Raw genomic sequence first — 18527 nt, forward strand, 5'->3', positions numbered from 1 at the left:
GCGCCGGGTCGCAAGGCAGCGTCGCGCTACGCGGCGCCGCGACCCGTCCGACGGCGTCCGCCGGGTCCCGCCCGCGTCTGGCGCGCTTGCATGCCAAACCCCCGGGACACCATCAGCCGCATGACGTCATCCTGGATGCAGTAGAGGATGTTGCGCGCGCCCTCCGCCGCCATGGCGCAATTGCGGTCCGCCAGGCCGGCCCGAAGCACGCGCCAGTGGTCGAAAGGATGGCCGGTGCCCTCGGCCAGGCCCGAGTAGGAATAGTGCCACCGGGTTTTCCGGCGCACCGCCTCGATCATCCGCTGGGCCTCCGGACTGGCGACGCTGGCCAGCCTGCTGAAGATCGCCTCGCTTTCGTGGATAATGTCCTCGGCCGGCGCCGCGCTCTCCTGATGCTGGAACAGCTGATCGATCATCCGCAGCGTCTCGGCCATGAACTTCGGGTCGGACCGGATGCAGGTGAACCGCGCGGCGACGGCGTAGAGCCCGGCGCGCAGTTCGTAGAGGTCGAACACCTCCTGCATTGAAGTCGCCGCCACGAAGGCGCCGCGGTTTTCTTCGATCTGGATCAGGCCGTCATCCGCCAAGATCCGGAGGGCGGAGCGGGTGATCGAGCGCCCGACGCCGAACTCGGCGCAGATGCGCATTTCCCGCAGCCAGTCGCCGGGCAGCAGGCCGCCATCCTGGATCTGCCGACGCAGGGCGTTCGCGACTTCCGCGGCCGTCTTCGGCGACGCGGCCTTCGATTTTCGAGCGGGCGTCGCCGTCGCGCGCGGCTCGCCGCCGGGGGCGGGCGAGGGGCCTTCAGACCGTTTCAAACGTCTGCACCATCACTGTGGCGTTGAACCAAAGGAGCATTTCCGTCGATAAGATAGCGAAAAATTGTCGTACAAAATATTGACACGATCTTGCAGCCGTTGTGACCTGCACATCAAGGGTGCATCGCGGCGGCGCGGGAGCATCGACCATAATCGCCGGTCAAGGCGAAGGGCAGGAGACACGGGATGCGGGTCAGCTCATCGGGGTCGATGCGCCGTCGGCGCGACGTGCTGGCGCTGGGGGCTGCAGCCGGCCTCGCCCCCCTCGTCGCACGGGCCGCCGCAGCGCGGCAGATCAAGGGCTTCCATCCGGACCTGTCGCCGGACGCCGCCCAGCTGATGCGCTGGGTGCGCCAGCTCCACGACTTCGGTCCGGTCCGCGCCACGGGTACGCCGCAGGCCCGGGCCTTCGAGGACTGGCTCGAGAGACAGTTCAAGCAGCTCGGCTTGTCGGTCGAGCGCATCCCCTACCGTCTGACCAGCTGGGAGTGCGACCTCAAGGACTGCGCGATCTCGCTGACCGAGGACGGCAAGGCTCCCCGCCAGATCGAGGTCGTCGCCTACTATCCCTTCGCGGCGTCGACGCGCGGCAAGCCGCCGGTGACCGGTCGCCTGCTCCATGCCGGGGTGGGCGACGACGCGGTGAAGGCGCTGGTCGCCAGGACCGACGCCCAGACGCTCGCCGCCTCGATCGTGGTGGTGGACATGCCGCTGGCCGGCGGCGGCAGCCTGGCGAAGCCCAAGCTCCATAGCCGGACCTTCCCCGAGAACCTGCCGCCCTACCAGACGACCCCGAACCCGGCGACGCAGCTGTCCAGGGCGTCGATGGAAGCTGTTGAGGGGAAGGTGAGAGGGCTGGTGCTCTGCTACACCGACGTGTCTGACGAGGCCTGCCGCTACAACTACCTGCCGTTCAGCGACAAGCACCGCAAGATCCCCGCCCTGTGGGTGGGGCGCAGCGGCAGCGAGGCGCTGCGGGGCCTGTCTGGCAAGGCGACGGTCAGCCTGCGCTGCGACGCCACGCTTACGCGCGATGCCCGATCCGACACCTTGATCGCGACCCTGCCCGGGCCCTCCGAGGAGGTGGTGTTCGTCACGACCCAGACTGACGGTCCCAACGAGATCAACGAGAACGGCGCAATCGGCGTACTCGCCCTCGCGACCCACGCGGCCCGGGCTAAGGATCGCCGGCGCACCCTCGTCTGCAGCCTGCCCACCGGCCACTACGCGGTGGGGGCGGTGGTGGATCCGATCACCGGCTCGGGAAAGCCCGCGGGCACCCGCGGCGTGATGGACGCCCATCCCGAGATTATGGCCCGCACGGTCGGCCAGCTGTCGCTCGAGCAAATGGGGGCGAGCGACTGGACCGACGATGGCGGCCACTGGCATTCGACCGGCGGGCCGGCGCCCGACATCTGGCTCCCGACGGCGGGGCTGGAGCCGCGGATGATCGAGCTTTTCTTCCCCTGCACGGTCGGTGAAGACCCGCGCTTCTCGCACACAGAAATCTCGCTGAACAATCTGCCCACCGGCGAGGGCGGCGCGCCGCGTGCGGCCGGCATTCCGGGGTTCGGCCTGATGGGTTGGCCAAACTACTTCTTCCGTGCCGATCCTAGGGGCGTGATCGACAAGTTCGACCCGCGGATCATGAAGAACGAGGTGAACATCGCCACGAAGCTGATGATCCTGTTCGACCGCCTGACCCCCGACCAGTTGCATGGCCGCGCGCCGGTGACGGAGGCCGACCTGTTCGGCTGACCCCATCCACCGCCAAGTCGGCGGGCGCGCACGCCCGCGACGCTCGAAGAGTTCGCCAAGGAGGATTTCATGCGCAATCGGCGGGACATATTGGGGTTGGCCGCGGCGGCGGGCCTGACGCCGGCCTGGGCGCGCGCCCTGACAGGACCGCGGCAGATCCACGGGTTCCATCCCGAGCTGTCGCCGGGTGCGGACCAGCTGATGGCCTGGGTCCGCCAGCTGCACAAGTTCGGCCCCATCCGGCCCACCGGCACGCCGCAGATGCACGCCTTCGAGGATTGGCTGGAGGTGCAGTTCAAGGGGTTGGGGTTTTCGGTGGAGCGGATCCCCTACCGGCTCACCAGCTGGGAATGCGATGTGAAGGATTGCTCGATCTCGGTGACGGAGGACGGCAAGGCCGCCCGCGATGTCGAGGTGCTGGCCTACTACCCGTTCTGCGCCTCGACCCGCGGCCAGCCGGCCGCGACCGGCCGCGTGCTCTACGCCGGTGTCGGCGAGGCCGCCGTGAAGGCGCTGGTCGCGAACACCGACGCGCGCACCCTGGCCGAGTCCGTGGTGGTGATGGACATGCCGATGGGGTTGGGCATCCGCGCGGACAAACCCATCCGCACCTATTCGAAGACCTTCCCCGATCCCCTGCCGCCATATCCGGCCACCCCGAATGTCTTCTCGTCCGGCGGCCGGACGGCCATGGAGGCGGTGGAGGGCAGGGTGAAGGCCCTGGTGCTCTGCTACACCAACCTCTCGGACGAGGCGGGCCGCTACAACTACGCCCCCTTCAGCGATCCGCACCGCAAGACGCCGGCGCTGCGGGTCGGCAAGACCAGCGGCGACTACCTGCGGTCCGTGGCGGGCAAGGCCGTCATCGCGCTGCGCTGCGACGCCAAGCTCACCCCCGACGCGCGTTGCGACACCCTGGTCGCTACCTTGCCGGGACCCTCAGAAGAAGTGGTCTTCGTCACCACCGAAACGGACGGTCCGAACGAGATCAACGAGAACGGCCCGCTGGGCGTGCTGGCGCTCGCCACCCACGCGGTGAAGGCGAAAGATCGACGCCGAACGCTGGTTTGCAGCCTGCCGACCGGCCACTACGCGATGGGCGCGGTGATGGATCCGGTGACGGGTTCCGGCAAGCCGGCCGGCACCCGCGGGGTCATGCAGGCGCGCCCTGAGATCATGGCGCGCACGGTCGGCCATCTCGCCATGGAGCAGATGGGCGCGACCGACTGGCGGGATGACGGCGGCCGCTGGCGTGCGACCGGCGGTCCCGCGCCGGCCTACTGGCTGCCGACCGCCGCGGTTCAGGCGCGGATGATCGACCTCTTCTTCCCGTGCACCGTCGGCGAGGACCCTCGCTTTTCACAGTCGCTCATTTCCTTGGAGACCTTTCCCCCCGGCGAAGGCGGGTCTACCCGCAACGCCGGCATTCCCGGATGGGGCCTGATGGGCATGCCGCACTACTTCTTCCGCGCTGATCCCAACGGGGTCATCGACAAGTTCGACCCGCGCATCATGAAGGTGCAGGTCGATATCCTCACCAAGCTGATGGTGCTGCTGGACCGCCTCACCCCCGACCAGCTGCACGGCCGCGCGCCGGTGACGGCGGCGGACCTCTACGCCTAGGGACCCGCGTCGGCGGCGCGGCGGCCGGCGCAAGACGTTCAGACCGGGAGCGCAACGTGGATCGTCATCGTCGCCATCTGTTGGCCGTAGGTTTGGGCGCGGGGGCCGCACTGGCGGCCGGGCCCGGCCGCGCCCTGACCGTCGCGGAGCTGTTTCCGGTCGTCGAGACCGCCCAGGGCAAGCTGCAAGGGCTGACCAGTGGCGGCGTCCATACCTTCAAGGGCGTCCGCTATGGAGCCGACACGGCGGGCAAGCTGCGGTTTCGGCCGCCCGCGCCGCCGCCGAAATGGACCGGGGTCCGGGACGCCCTGAACTACGGCCCCATTCCGCCGCAGGGGCCCGACAGCCGCCGCCGCGCCTATGCCGGATTGATCACCTTCGATATCGAGCCCGGCGGGATGGGGGAAGACTGCCTCGTCCTGAACCTCTGGACGCCGACCCTCGAGCGGCACGCGAAGCGGCCCGTGATCTTCTCCATCCACGGCGGCGGCTATGTGTTCGGCTCGGGAAACACCGCCATCTACGACGGCGAAGCCCTGGCGCGGTTCGGCGACTGTGTCGTCGTCACGATCAACCACCGCCTGGGCGCCTTCGGCTATCTCAATCTCGCCGACCAGGATCCGGATTTCGCGACCGCAGGGTCTGCGGGCATGCAGGACATCGTGGCGGCGCTGCGCTGGGTAAAGGAGAACATCGAGGCGTTCGGGGGCGACCCCAACCGCGTCCTGGCCTTTGGGCAGTCCGGCGGCGGGGCCAAGACGTCGATGCTGATGGCGATGCCCTCGGCGAAGGGTCTCTTTCACCGCGCCGGCGTGCAGAGCGGAAGCCGGCTGACCACGCCGGGGCGCGTCGAGGCGCAGAAGACCACCCGGGCGCTGCTCAAGACGCTGGCGATCCCCGAGGGGAACGCCGTCCGGCAACTGCAGACCTTGCCCTATGCCACATTGCTGGCGGCCCAGCTCACCCTGTCCGGACTGCCCGGCGGTTCGACGCCCGGCCCGCAATATTACCTCGGCCCCTCCCTCGACCGTGAGTTGCCGAGCGGGCCTTTCGACCCCGCCGCTCCGGAGGTGTCCCGCGAGGTTCCGCTGATCATCGGGACCTGCCTGGACGACGGCGCGTTCGGGCCGACCAACTACGACCTGGACGAGGCCGGGCTCGAGGCCGTCATCGCGCGGCAGGCGGGCGCGGACCAGGCCAAGGCGATCCACGCGCTCTACCGGGCGGAGGATCCCATCGCGCTGCCATTCACTCTGCAGGGACGGATCGCAGCGGATTCCGGGCTGCGACAGATCGCGGCGCTGCAGGCTGAGCGCAAAGCCGCCCAGGGTGGCGCGCCGGTCTGGACCTACCTGTGGTCGGCGGGAAGTCCGAGCTTCGGGGGACGCTATGGGGCCGTCCACGCCATCGACCTCGGCCCGAGCTTTCACAACCCCCACACGCCGGTGAACGGCGGGACGTCAGAGATGGCGCAGTTGTCGGATCAGATCGCCGCGAGTTGGGTGGCGTTCGCTGCGACGGGCGACCCGAACAATCCGCAGATCCCGCACTGGCCGGCTTTCACGAACGCCGGGCGCTCGACCCTGGTGTTTGACACCCACACGCATGTCGAGACCGATCCGCGCCGAGCCTTCCTGGAGGTTTGGCGCAAGGCCGGCCGGGCGCCTCAGGGATGATGTTGGCGACGGCGCTCCGATGACGGCCCGCGCACCGAATCGGATCGCGCCCGCCGAGCCGACGGTCGCGCAGCCGCGGCGATCTCGTCGCAAAGATCACAGCATAATTGTCGTACAATACATTTGACACCGTGCGACTTTCGTTGTGTCCTCGCCTCAACGGCTCGGCTTAAGAGTCGGTGACAGAGTAGGTGGAGACGCTGACAACCTGGGGCGCTGGCGCGTGCGCTTTCGAGCCCGCCCGAGTCTACGTCCTCCTCCGCGATGTCATCGACTGGATCCGCGACAACAACCGCCCGTCAGGGGCGAAGAAGGGGGAGTGACGTCATGGGGTCGAACACGCACGCCTATGGGACCGCGGCGCGACGGTCTCGAGGGATCGGCATCCGCGCAGCGCTCCTGGCCTCGAGCGGCCTGATGCTGCTGGCGCAGCCCGCGCTCGCGCAGCAGAGCCAGGCGCTGGGCGGCAATGTGGACGAGGTCGTGGTCACCGGCTCGCGTATCGCCAACAACGGCTTCCAGCAACCGACGCCCGTCACCGTGGTCGGGCAGGAGGACCTGCAGCGCGAGATGCCGCCGACCATCGCGGACTTCCTGAACGAACTGCCGTCTTTCGGCTTCTCCTATTCCGCGCGCAATCCGGGGAACGGCGTTGCGGGCGGCGGCACCGAAAGCGTCAACCTCCGCGGGCTGGGGACCAACCGCACCCTGGTGCTGCTCGACAATCGCCGGGTGGTCCCCTCGTCGCCGGGCGGCGGTGTCGACACCATCACCATGCCGAGCAGCCTCATGAAGCGCGTCGAGATCGTGACGGGCGGCGCCTCCGCCGCCTGGGGCGCCGACGCCGTCGCCGGGGTGGTCAACTTCGTCCTGAACCACGACTACGAGGGCTTTGCGGTCAACGTCCAGGCCGGCATCTCGCAACGGAACGACGACAAGCAGATCAGCACCGACGTGACCTTCGGGAAGAAGTTCATGGACGGGCGGCTGCGGGTCATCGGCAACTTCAAATATTCCGACTCCCCCGACGTCATCAAAAACCCGGACCGGCCGTGGTGGCGCAACCGCGCCGCGGTGAACAATCCCGCCTACGTCGCGGGCAACGGCAAACCGCAACTGATCACCGTCGACTTTCCGGGTCAGGCGCTGGTCGCACCGGGCGGCGTGATCACTTCAGGCCCGCTGAGGGGCATTCAATTCGTGGGCTCCGGCTCCCCGGTGCCCTACAACGCCGGCAATCCCTCCGGGCAGCTGCAGTTCGGCGGCGATGTCGATCTCAGCATCTCTCGGCAGTTCGACCTGGCCTCGCCGCTCAAATACGGTAACGCCTTCGTCCACGCCGACTTCGACCTGACGCCCGATATCACCGCCTATGCGGAGTTGAGCGTCGACGGCTCGCGCTACGCCGACAGCGGCTATTTCTACTATGAGCGGGTCGGCAACCTGACCATCCAGGCCGACAACGCCTACCTCGACCCGTCCCTCCAGCAGCGGCTCGTCGCGCTCGGGCAGTCCTCGTTCTCCCTGGGTCTCACGTTCATCGCCGGCGATCCGCCGCATTCGATCAACGACCGCCGCGTCTGGCGGGGCGTAGTCGGACTGGACGGGAAGTTCGGGGAGAACTGGAAGTGGGGCGCCTACTTCCAGCACGGCGAGACCAAGGTCGACACCACGACATACAACAACCCCATGCCCGCCAACTTCCTCCTGGCGGTGGATGCTGTCCGCAGCCCCGCGACCGGCGCGATCGTCTGCCGGTCCACCCTGACCAATCCCACCAACGGCTGCGTCCCGCTGGACGTGTTCGGCAACAACGTGTCGTCCGCGCAGGCGCAGAAGTACGTCCAGGGCACGCTGGCCTGGCAGAGCACCCACGTGCAGCTCGATGTCTTCTCGGCGGACGCCTCGGGGAAGCTCTTCACCTTGCCGGCCGGGGACGTCACCGGCGCCTTCGGCGTCGACTACTACCGGGAGGAGGCGGACTCGAACAACGATCCGCTGTCGACGCAACGGCTGTTCGCCTCGGGGAATTTCCAGCCGTTCTCCGGCTCGCGGAATGTCAAAGAAGCCTTCGTTGAAACCTCGATCCCGATCCTGAAGGACCTGCCGCTCGTCAAGAGCCTGGAATTCAACGCTGCGGGCCGCATTACCAACTACAGCACCAGCGGCAGCGTCGAGACCTGGAAGCTCGGCGCCACCTATCAGATGACCGACGACCTGCGCTTTAGGATCACCAAGTCGAAGGATATCCGGGCGCCGACGCTCAACGACCTCTACTCCAAGGGCAACTCCGGCACGCAGAACGTCTTCGACCCCGTCCTCAACAAGACGGCGCAGGTATTTTTCGTCAGCTCCGGCAACCCGGACCTGAAGCCGGAGGACGCCGATACGCTGACGGCGGGGATCGTCTATCACCCGCACTATTTGAGCGGGCTGGAGCTGTCGCTCGACTACTACCGGATCGGCATCCAGGGCGCGATCTCCACGGTAGGATCGGCCGACACGGTCGCGCGCTGCTACAACGGCACCGAGCCGGCGCTCTGCAAGTTCATCGTCCGCGACGCCTCCAACGCGATCGTGCGGGTGAACTCCGCGCCGCAGAACATCGATGAGCTGTTCACCTCGGGCTACGACTTCGAGCTCGACTATCGCCATACGCTTGGCCCCGGCGACCTCACGATCCGGGCGCTCGCCACCTACCTCGCCCAGTTCAACACCACCGACAACGGGATCACGATCAAGCAGGCTGGCTTCGTCAATCTCGGCTCGAACGGCATCGACCCGTTCCTGCGCGGCAGCGTCTCGGCCACCTACACCCAGGGCCCGATGTCCTACACCCTGCGCTCGCGGCTGGTGGGCCCCACGAAGCTGAATCGGGCCTGGACGTCCGGCGTCCAGATCGACCAGAACGATCTGCCGCCCTACGCCGACTTCGGCCTGACCCTGGTCTACAAGGCCAAGGTCTTCGGCCAGGACACCGACTTCACCTTCGACGTCGAGAACCTGTTCGACACCGAGCCGGTGCGGGTCCCGGTGCTGCCCGGCTCCGGCATCTACTCCTTCCCGGGCCTGGCCGGCCGATACGATCTCTACGATCCCTTCGGCCGGGAGTTCCGGGTGGGTGTCCGGACCAAGTGGTGATCCCAGGCCGGGGTCCGGCGAACGCCTGACCCCGGCCGCGTCCGTAAGGCCAAGGCCGTTTCCCCGCCCGTGTCCCGTAGAAGAGCCCGTTGTCCCATGCCGCCAGGATCTCGCCGCGAATTCCTGCAGGTAGCCGGCGCCACGGGACTTACCTTCGTGTCCGCGAGCGGCGAGGCCGCGGCCTTCTCCCTGGGCGATGCGCCGGCCCTGCGGCCCGGCGTGCTGCCGTCGGCGGACGAGCTGGGCCGCCAGACGATCCGGATGAACGATCTTGGCGACCGGTTCACCGGCGCCGAGGCTCACCGGGCCCACGTGGAATATCTCGTGAGCGGCCTTCAGGCGGCCGGCCTGAACGTCCAGCGCGAGACCGGCGTCTTCACGCGCTGGCTCGCCACCCGGTGGGCCGCGAAACTGACGCCGCTCACGGGCGCGCCCGTCGATCTGTCCGCGACGTCTTACTACCCCTATTCGGGCGTGACCGGGCCCGAAGGCGTCACTGGCGAACTCGTGCAGCGACCGAACACCGCCACCGCCGACCGGCAGATCGCGGCCACCGGCGATCTCAAGGGCAAGGTGGTGTTCATCGAGGTCGCCGGCCTGGTCTCGCCGCTGGGCGACGGGTCAAAGCCGCTTTGGGGGTTCGACCCGAAGAGCGCACGGTATCCGACCCATATCAGCGCGGTTTGGGGCAGCATCACCCCCGGCCTGCTGGGCGACTTGAAGGCGGCCGGGGCGGTGGGCGTGATCCTCGGCTGGACCAACATCTCCGACGACCAGGCGAGCGGCCAGTACTCGCCCTACGGCCGGCCGATCCAGGATCTGCCCTGCGTCTGGGTGGGCCGGGAGTCGGCGGCGGCGCTGCGCGGCGCGGCCGGAACCGGCGCACGGGCCAGTGTTATCCTGCAAGCGCAGGTGACGCCGAACGTGTCGGTCGACACCGTCTGGGCGGTGCTGCCGGGCCAGACCTCGGAGGAGGTGCTGATCGTCGAGAGCCACAGCGACGGCATGAACTTCCTCGAGGAGAACGGCTCCCTCGCCCTGCTGGCTATGGCCAGGTACTTCGCAAAGCTCCCTAGAGCTGAGCGCAAGCGGGACATCGTCTTCGTGCTTCCCAGCCACTTCGCCCGCGCCGATCTCGTCGGCATCCCCGGCTGGATCCAGCGGCATCCAGACCTCCTCAAGAAGGCCGCCGCCTGGGTGACGGTGGAGCATCTCGGCTGCCGCGAGTGGTTCGACGATGCGGCGGGCGCCTACGCGCCGAGCGGCCGGGACGAGACGAGCTTCGCCATCACCGACTTCAAAGGCGTCGCCGACGCCGCCCTGGGCGGCGCTCGCGGCGGCGACCGGCTGGCGGTCATCCACGGGCCCCGGGTTCCCGGCGAAGGCGGCGCCTTCTACCGCACCGGCGTCCCCGGCCTGGGCTTTTTCCCGGCGCCCAACTACCTGCTCTCCTTCGCGAAGAACGGGCACATCGACAAATTCAGCCCCACGCTGATGCAGGCGCAGGTCGAGAACCTGACGCGGGCGATCCTGAAACTGGACGGCATGACCGCCGCCCAGATTCGGGCCGGCTAGGGGGCAGGGGCTCCAGGATGAACGAGCAATCGCCACGCCCCGCGGCCGCGCCCTCCATCGTGAAGGTGGCGTTGACCGCGTCCGCCGGGGCGACGATCGAATGGTACGACTTCTTCATCTACGGGACCGCCGCGGCGCTGATCTTCCCGAAGCTGTTCTTTCCGGCGCAGATTCCGCCGTTCCTGGCCCAGATGGCGGCCTTCAGCACCTTCGCGGTTGGCTTCGTCGCGCGCCCCTTTGGCGGGGTGCTGTTCGGCCATTTCGGCGACCTCTTCGGCCGCAAGCGCGCGTTGGCGACCGCGCTGGTGCTGATGGGCGCGGCGACCGCCTGCATCGGGCTTTTGCCGACCTATGCCCGGGCCGGCGGCCTCGCGCCCCTGCTGCTTGTGGTGTTGCGCTTCATCCAGGGCCTGGCGGTGGGCGGTCAGTGGGGCGGGGCGGCGCTGCTGGCCATCGAGAGCGCGCCGCCGGGCCGCCGAGGCTTCTACGGCAGCTTCGTGCAGATCGGCGTGCCGCTGGGCGTCCTGCTGGCGAACGTGATCTTCCTGGTGCTGGGGGAGCGGATGTCGCCGGGGGTTTTCCAAGCGTGGGGCTGGCGCATTCCCTTCTTGCTGAGTCTGATCTTGGTGGGGGTGGGCCTCTATGTGCAGTTCAACCTGGAGGAATCCGCGGCGTTCCAGGCTGCCGACACAAAGGCCGCCGAGCCCGCGCGCGCGGTGGCCCGGTCGCCGATCCTGGCCGTGCTGACGAGCCATCCGACGGAAATCCTGCTGGCCGGCGGCGCCTTCGTCGCCAACAACACCTGCTTCTATGTCGCCATCACCTATGCGGTGGCCTATGGGGCCACGACACTGCACCTGCCCAGGACATTGATGCTGGGGGCGGTGATGATCGGCAGCGTGGCGATGATCCCGGTGCTGGTCTTCTGCGGCTGGATCTCCGATCACTGGGGCCGGCGGCCGCTGTTCATGGCGGGGGCGGCGCTGACCGCGGTCTGGGCCTTCGCGTTCTTTCCGCTGATCGAGACCGGGGCGCCGGCGCTGGTGATTCTGTCGGTGACGGTGGAGCTCGCGCTGCTGAGCCTGATGTACGGGCCGCAGGCGGCGCTGTTCGCCGAGCTTTTCCCGGTGGAGGTCCGATACTCCGGCGCCTCGCTCGGCTATCAGATCGGCTCGGTGGTGGGCGGCGGCCTCGCGCCGATCATCGCCACCGCGCTGTTCGCGCACTTCAGGTCGAGCGGCCCGATCGCGGTCTATCTCGCCGGGATGTGCGCGATCTCGTTGGTCAGTACGATCGCGCTCAGCCTTCGGGCGAGGGCGGCGCGTCCGGCCGCCGCAGGATGAAGGTGCAAGGGAGGATGCCGATGGCTCTGGCGAGACGGGCGATACTGCAAGGCTTGGGGGCGGGCGTGGTCGCGGGCCTCGCCGGTCAGCCCGCACGGGCGGCCCCTGTCGCCCTGGATGGGCCCCCGCGTCTGGACTGGGTGGTCTCGGAAGACGAGGCCTTGGCCTGGCATCGGTTCAAGGACAGCAATGGCCCGGCTCTGACCGGCAACGAGTCGTGGCGGTCGTTCCTGGGATTCCTTGAGGACAGGCTCAAGGCCTTCGGCTGCGTCGACGTCCGCCGCGCGCCCTGGAGCTTCAAGCGCCTCGTCACCAGCCTCTGGCCCGACGATTCCAAATGGAGCCTGGTGTCCAACGGTGCGCGGGTTCGCGTCGCCAACTACGGCGCCAACTGCGGGGTCACCGGCCCGAAGGGCGTCACCGCGCCCCTGGTGCTCTGGGATGACGCTCGCAAGCCGGACGTCGCCGGCAAGATCGTGGTCTACCGGCCGACGCCGCGGCCGGATGTCCGGATCGCCTTCAGCGAAAGCGACTACGAGGGCTCCACGCCCTTCGACAGCTGGCCGGTCGAAGGCAAGCCCGTGCCTCAGGCGCAGGGTGGGACCCATTCGATCTCCAGCGTCGTCTGGGACGAGATGACCGCCACCTCGACCTTCGTGACGGCGATGCGCGACGCGCGCCCGGCGGGCGTGGTGTTCGCCATGAACCTGAACCGCGCGGCGACGGCGGGCCTCTACACCTTCGGCGTCCCCAGCGACTACGACTTCCCCTCCGTCTATGTGGACCGCACCGTCGGCGACACGGTGGTCGAGGACGCCCGCCAAGGCCGCACGGCCACGCTCCGGGTCGAAGGTGAGCGGGTCGACAGCGAGGCCTACCAGCTCATCGCCTTCCTGCCGGGCCGCGACTACGGTTCGGACCGTGATGAGCAGGTGCAGCTGCGCACCCATACTGACGGGCCCTCGATAAGCCAGGACGACGGCGCCCTGGGGTTGCTGGGGGTGGTCAAGTACATGAGCCACATCCCACGGGCCGAACGGCCCCGGACGCTGATGATCGAGCTCGACTGCCGCCACTTCATGCCGGGCGCGGAGCGGGCGTGGGCGGCGCAGGACTACTTCGCCAAGACCCCGCATGCCCGCGACAAGATCGTCGGCATGATCGCCATGGAGCACCTGGGGCAGATCGAATACGTCTTCGACGGCGAGGAGATCAGGCCGAGCGGCCGCTCGCTGCCGACCTGGATCTACACCAACCAGAACCAGCAACTGGTCGATGTCGCGCTGAAGGCCGCCAAGGACAACCACCTTCGCTCGGCGGTCATCCGGGCCCCGGGGCGCCCGGGTGTCCATGGCGGGTCGCAGGGCCCCTGGTACGGCATGGGCGGCGGGGCGCAGGCCCTGGGCCTGCCGGCCTTCGGCGGCCAGGGCGACCTGGGGGCCTACTGGGCGTTCTCGGGCCGCATCGACCGCTTCGACCCGCGCTCGTACCGCCGCGAAGTCGCGACCTTCTGCCAGCTCACCGGGTACCTGATGACCGCGGACCTCCGCCGGCTGCAGGTGCCCAAGGTTCCCCGCGGCTTCTGACCGCGCCGCGTCCCGGGAGACTGCCATGGCCAACCACAAGTTCAGGCTCGCCGTCCTCGCGCCGCTGGGATTGTGCCTGGCGGTCGCGCCGGCCGCCGCCCAAGCGCCGGCCACGCCGGCGCCCGTCACCCCCGCGCCGGCCTATGCCGCGCCCACCCGTGCGCCGCCCGGCCAAGCCCAGGCCGTACGGCTTCCGCAGGGCGCGCTGACAGGGGCCGTGAGCGACGGGGCCGGGTGGTTCCTCGGCATCCCCTACGCGCCGGCCCCGGTCGGGGACCGCCGCTGGCGTCCGCCCGGCCCGCCGCCCGGCTGGACCGGGTCGCGTGACGCCACGCGCGCCGGCGCGCCCTGCGCGGAACAGGAAGACTGCCTCTTCCTGAATGTCCTTCGGCCGGCCGCGGCGCGGCCCGGCCAGAGGTTGCCGGTGATGGTCTGGATCCACGGCGGCTCCTTCGTCGCCGGGACCTCCCTGGGCGGCTACGGCGGCGACACCGACGGCCATGAATTCGCGCGCGAAGGCGTCATCGTGGTCTCGGTGAATTACCGGCTTGGGCGGGCTGGCTATTTCGCGCATCCGGCCATCAGCCGGGAAGGCCACCTTCATTCCAACTACGGCGCCTTGGACCAGATCGCCGCCCTGAAGTGGGTGAAAGCCAACATCGCCCAGTTCGGGGGCGACCCCGGCAACGTCACGATCTTCGGCGAAAGCGCCGGCGGTCTGGGCGTCCTGCTCCTTATGGTCTCGCCAGAGGCCCGCGGCCTCTTCAACAAGGTGATCGCCGAGTCCAGCTTCGCGCGCAGCCAGACAATTCCGCTCGCGGAAGCCGAGGCCAGCGGCGTGAGGCTGGCGGAAGCCGCCGGCGTCAGGGGCGACGACGCCGCCGCAGCGGCCGCCTTGCGGGCTCTGCCGCTATCGGCCCTGCCGCTGCCGCCGCGCGGCACGCGGGAAGGCCGCACCTACCCGATCCAAGACGGCCGGATTTTTCCCACCAATGTCATGACGGCGTTCGAGGGCGGCCAGGAGGCGAAGGTCCCGCTGATCATTGGCGGCAATTCCAACGAGGCGAGCCTCACGCGGCCGACGCCAGCGGCGCTCGACGCCATGCCCGTCGAGAAGCGTGATGCGATCCTGAAGGTGTTCGATCCGACCGGAACGGCCGACCGCGGCCAGGTCATCAACGACTTCACGACGATCCAGGGTGTGACCGAACCCGACCGGGCGATCGTGCGGCTGCACAGCCGCAACGGCGCGCCAGCCTGGACATATTATTTCTCCGACGTGCCCGCCGGGCAGCGGGCTCGCAGGGCATATGGCGCCGCCCACACCGAGGAGCTTCCTTTCGTCTTCGTCTCCCCGACGGGGGTCTTCGCGCCGTCCGACCTGGCGTTGGCGAAGGCGGTGAACGCCTATTGGGCCGCGTTCGCGAAGACCGGCGATCCGGCATCGGCCGGCGGCGCCGCTTGGCCGCGATGGACCGCCGAGACCGAAGGCCAGATCGAGTTCGCGTCCGACGGCCCGCAGACCCGCACCCATTTCCTGAAGGCCCAGCGGGACCTCGCGGAGAGCTACGCCCGCAGGTAGGCGTCGCGTGAGCCTCCGCCCGACGGGCGGGCTCCCGATCCGGACAAAGCCTGGGGCGCGTCGCGCCGAAACGCTGCGGCGAGCTCGACCATCACGGACATGGACGCCGGATTGGCCGTCGCCGAAAGGTCGACCACGTCGTTCAGCCGGGCGCCTTCGAAACGATCCCGCCGAGCGACGGCAGCTTCAATTTTCTTTGCGAAAAAGAAAAAATATGGTCGTATCGCGAGGGCCGTACCGGGGGGCGCGCGCCGGCCGACGGGCCCCGAGTTGCGAAAGAGGACGCCTTGGCCTTAGACAATGACCTCGAGAGCGCCTACGCCACCGGAGCGTCCGCCGAGATCTTGGATCAGATGCCGCTGTCGAAACCCGAGGGGCCATCGCGCAAGTCCCGCAAGTCGCAGGGGGAACGCCGCCAGGAGTCCATGACCCAGATCATGGACACGGCCGAGGCGCTGTTCGCGGAGGGAGGGTACAACGGCGTCACCTTCAACCGGCTGGCGGAGGTCGCGGGCGTCGATGCGTCCCTTCTGCGCTACTACTTCGGCGACAAGGAACAGCTGTTCCAGGCCGTGTTCCGCCGACGCGGCCCGGAGCTCAACCAGGCCCGCCTGAAATCGATGGCCGCCTACCGGGAGTCCGCGGGGAAGAACCTGCAGCTCGAGGGCATCCTCGACGCCCTGGTCCGGCCCGGCTTCCTGTTGATGGCCGAGGACGAAGGCTGGCGGAACTACATGGCGATCGTCGCCTACGTGAACAGCTCCCGCGGCCCCATGCACGCGCTGTTCGCCGAGACGTTCCACTACGTCTCGCGGGAGTTCATTGCCGATCTGCGCCGCATCTATCCCAATGTCTCGGAGGCGGAGATCTACTGGAGCTACCTCTTCATGACCGGGGCGCTGACCTTCTCGATCTCGGGCACCAAGCGGATCGACACCCTATCGAACGGCCTGGTCAGCACCTCCGACACCATGGGGGTGTTCGAACGCTTTCCGATCGCGCTCGCCGGCGCGATCCGGGCGCTCTGCGAACGCCCTGAAGCGGCCCGCCCGCCGCGCGCCCGCAAGGCGCGCCGCACTAAGGTCCAGACGCACTAGACCGCGCGCGGCGCCGGCCGCGCTACTTGCCGTCGACGCTGTAGGCGAGCAGGACGTTCACGCCGTTGCCGCCGATGCTGGCGGTGCCGTTGAAGCCGCTCATTACGAACACGCGGCCGCCGGCGATGGCCGCGCCCATGCCGTCGAGGCTGCCACCCGGCTGGCCCTTGATGTGGTTGACGGTGTCGTAGGTCCGCGAGGTCGTGCTGTCCGCCCAGATCACCTTGCCCGTGGCCGCGTCATAGGCCCGGAACCAGCCGTCCATGGCCCCGCCGAAGACCACGCCAGGCATCGCCGACGGCGCTTGGGATTGAGCGCGGATGCAGGTGGCGCTGGCCGGTTGGGCGGCATAGCGGCAGGGCGCGACCGGCGTCGGCGTCTGCCAGATCACCTTGCCGGTCGCGGGATCCAACGCCGTCAGGCCTGGCCGCGCCGGGCTGAGGCCTGGCCAGAACCGGCGCTTGGTGGAGTCTCCCGCCGGGACCTCGTTCTGCAGGTTCACGGTGTCGGCCGCCGCCGCGTACAGGCGCTGGCCGTCGGCCGCCATGCCCCATTCCACGCCGCCAAGCGGCGAGCCGGCGCTCACCTGGCGCGTCCACAGGAGCTTTCCGCTCGCGGCGTCCATCCCGTAGACCAGGCCCGACTTCTGGCCGGACAACACAACATCGCGGCCTCCCTTCAGATGGAAGACGATCGGCGAGGCGCCGAAGTCGACGTCCAGGCTGGGGGGCAGGGGACAGTTCGGGCCCACGCTCTCGCTGGTGCAGCCGCCCACGAAATTGTCCTTGTCGTCGACCTGGGTCGACCAGCGGATCGCGCCACTGGCGCGGTCGATGGCGACGATGGCGTCTGCGCCCTTGGTCGGGGCGTCGGTATAGCTGTCGCCGGTGGCGACCAGGATTTGATCGCGCACGCGGTCGTAGACCGGCGCCGACCAGATCGCCGCCCCGGCGGGCCCCTGCAGCTGGGTACCCACCTTGTTTAGCCGCGTGGGCTTCAGCGGCTCGGGGATCACGTAGGTCTTCCAGCGCTGCTTACCCGTGGCGAGATCCAGCGCCGCCACCGAGCCGCGGAAGCTGCAGCAGGGATATTTCGGGTCGCCGCCGGTCCCCTCCTCACCGGAGGTCAGGGGCACCATCACCGTGTCCTTCACCACGAGCGGCGTCCCGGTAATGGTGGCGACGGGGTTGGTGTCGAGTTCGTCCGAGGTCCAGAGGGTCTTGCCGGTCTGGGCGTCGAAGGCCCGCGCCGTACGGTTGCGCAACCCGATCAGCGTCAGCCAGCCGCTGGGCGCGACGCTCGAGCGCACGACCATCGGCGTCGTGCGCGAGACGACCTTGTCCACGACCCAGCGGACGCAGCCGGAGCGGCTGTCCAGGGCGTAGAACTTGCCGGACCGGTTGGCGATGAAGAGCCAGTCGCCGACCACGGTCGGCGCGCCGCCACCGGTCATCGCGAACGACCACTTGACCTTCAGCCGCCGCACCTGCGCGCGGGTCAGGCCAGGCCGCGGCTGGAAGCGCCGCCCGGCCGCATCGACGCCGACGCTGGTCCAGTCGGAGCCGCTCAGCCGAATCGGCGGGTTCGGCGTGGCGCACATCACGTCCTCACCGACCGCCCCGATCGGGTACTTGCTTTGGTCGGCGTCCTTGGCCGGCAGGCCTGAGAGATAGGTCGCCACCGACTGCTTCTCCGCCGGCGAGAGGCCGGAGCCCATCCGCTGCATGACGCCGCCGGTGAGGGCGTCGATGATGCTGGCCGGCGGTAAGGCTCGGAGCGTCGCCCGGTCCGGCGCGCGGTTGATGGCCGGGTCGTGGCAGGCCTTGCAGTTCGTATTGAAGATCGTCTCGCCGACCTTAAGCGTCTGCGCGCCAGCCGGAGATGCCGCCAGAATCTCAAGGGCAAAGACCGCCCCAAGCCCAAGCCAACGCCGCAAAGCCGCCTCCCATCATTAATTTTTTCTACAAGGAATAGCCTAGGCAGTGACGCTCCTCGCCGTCAATCAGCGCGACTTGCGTCGTTGTCCTGAAGCCGAGCTCCCGAACCATGTGCTCTGGGTTTACTAGAAACTTCAGCATATTACGGTGCGGACAATTTCGCCATCTCTCCGTTTACCGGCAACTCGCCTCGGGCGTCCGAAGGGCGTTCGAAATCCTCTCGGTCGTGGATTCGTGTCGCCCTGGGCGGTGGCTGCCATAGGGGGATGAGCGTCACTTTTTTCCTTTTCACGAAACAAACGCATTGACAGCCGCGGCGCTCGGGATGAGCCTTGGTTATACAGGGTGATGTGCTGACGCGTATGACCGCGGCGCCATAATTTCGTCGGAC

General features: G+C 68.6%; 11 protein-coding genes. 9 read left to right on the forward strand and 2 right to left on the reverse strand.

Translation table 11 applies throughout. The annotated features are described in order from the left end of the window. Positions 1-26: 26 nt before the first annotated feature. Positions 27-818 carry a GntR family transcriptional regulator gene (locus ACESMY_RS09210; RefSeq protein WP_372784270.1) on the reverse strand — a complete coding sequence of 264 codons (792 nt, stop codon included), beginning with the start codon at positions 816-818 and terminating at the stop codon, positions 27-29. Between the two features lie 186 nt (positions 819-1004). Here ACESMY_RS09210 and ACESMY_RS09215 point away from each other — a divergent pair, with 186 nt between their 5' ends. From ACESMY_RS09215 to ACESMY_RS09255, 9 genes are all read left to right on the forward strand, one after another. Next, on the forward strand, positions 1005-2576 hold the full coding sequence (locus tag ACESMY_RS09215) for a hypothetical protein (RefSeq protein ID WP_372784271.1): 1572 nt from the start codon (positions 1005-1007) through the stop codon (positions 2574-2576). 69 nt (positions 2577-2645) lie between these two features. Next, a complete protein-coding gene (locus tag ACESMY_RS09220) occupies positions 2646-4199 on the forward strand; it encodes a hypothetical protein (protein ID WP_372784272.1) in 1554 nt (517 codons plus the stop codon). Positions 4200-4255: 56 nt separating this feature from the next. Further along, positions 4256-5875 (forward strand): carboxylesterase/lipase family protein, encoded by a 1620-nt coding sequence (locus ACESMY_RS09225; protein ID WP_372784273.1) that lies wholly within the window; start codon positions 4256-4258, stop codon positions 5873-5875. 327 nt (positions 5876-6202) lie between these two features. Then, positions 6203-9016, forward strand: coding sequence for a TonB-dependent receptor plug domain-containing protein (locus tag ACESMY_RS09230; RefSeq protein ID WP_372784274.1), 2814 nt, complete (start codon positions 6203-6205; stop codon positions 9014-9016). A 96-nt stretch (positions 9017-9112) separates the two neighbouring features. Then, entirely contained in the window at positions 9113-10591 is a 1479-nt protein-coding gene (locus ACESMY_RS09235) for a hypothetical protein (RefSeq protein ID WP_372784275.1), read from the forward strand. 17 nt (positions 10592-10608) lie between these two features. After that, positions 10609-11934: an MFS transporter gene (locus ACESMY_RS09240; RefSeq protein WP_372784276.1), complete on the forward strand. Its 1326-nt coding sequence runs from the start codon at positions 10609-10611 to the stop codon at positions 11932-11934. A gap of 20 nt (positions 11935-11954) precedes the next feature. Next, positions 11955-13520 carry a hypothetical protein gene (locus ACESMY_RS09245; RefSeq protein ID WP_372784277.1) on the forward strand — a complete coding sequence of 522 codons (1566 nt, stop codon included), beginning with the start codon at positions 11955-11957 and terminating at the stop codon, positions 13518-13520. Positions 13521-13545: 25 nt separating this feature from the next. Further along, positions 13546-15102 (forward strand): carboxylesterase/lipase family protein, encoded by a 1557-nt coding sequence (locus tag ACESMY_RS09250; RefSeq protein ID WP_372784278.1) that lies wholly within the window; start codon positions 13546-13548, stop codon positions 15100-15102. Between the two features lie 287 nt (positions 15103-15389). Then, complete coding sequence (locus tag ACESMY_RS09255; RefSeq protein ID WP_372784279.1) at positions 15390-16199, forward strand: TetR/AcrR family transcriptional regulator; 810 nt, start codon at positions 15390-15392, stop codon at positions 16197-16199. 22 nt (positions 16200-16221) lie between these two features. Here the strand turns inward: ACESMY_RS09255 and ACESMY_RS09260 are convergent, their stop codons facing one another. Then, positions 16222-18135 carry a PQQ-binding-like beta-propeller repeat protein gene (locus ACESMY_RS09260; protein WP_372784280.1) on the reverse strand — a complete coding sequence of 638 codons (1914 nt, stop codon included), beginning with the start codon at positions 18133-18135 and terminating at the stop codon, positions 16222-16224. Positions 18136-18527 lie beyond the last annotated feature (392 nt).

The sequence above is a fragment of the Phenylobacterium sp. genome (assembly GCF_041691455.1).
Classification (GTDB): Bacteria; Pseudomonadota; Alphaproteobacteria; order Caulobacterales; family Caulobacteraceae; genus Phenylobacterium.

Excerpts from the sequence above, each read along its gene's own strand:
- ACESMY_RS09215 (WP_372784271.1), top strand. The coding sequence starts at position 1,005 with ATGCGGGTCAGCTCATCGGGGTCGATGCGCCGTCGGCGCGACGTGCTG.
- ACESMY_RS09220 (WP_372784272.1), top strand. The coding sequence starts at position 2,646 with ATGCGCAATCGGCGGGACATATTGGGGTTGGCCGCGGCGGCGGGCCTG.
- ACESMY_RS09230 (WP_372784274.1), top strand. The coding sequence starts at position 6,203 with ATGGGGTCGAACACGCACGCCTATGGGACCGCGGCGCGACGGTCTCGA.
- ACESMY_RS09235 (WP_372784275.1), top strand. The coding sequence starts at position 9,113 with ATGCCGCCAGGATCTCGCCGCGAATTCCTGCAGGTAGCCGGCGCCACG.
- ACESMY_RS09240 (WP_372784276.1), top strand. The coding sequence starts at position 10,609 with ATGAACGAGCAATCGCCACGCCCCGCGGCCGCGCCCTCCATCGTGAAG.
- ACESMY_RS09245 (WP_372784277.1), top strand. The coding sequence starts at position 11,955 with ATGGCTCTGGCGAGACGGGCGATACTGCAAGGCTTGGGGGCGGGCGTG.
- ACESMY_RS09250 (WP_372784278.1), top strand. The coding sequence starts at position 13,546 with ATGGCCAACCACAAGTTCAGGCTCGCCGTCCTCGCGCCGCTGGGATTG.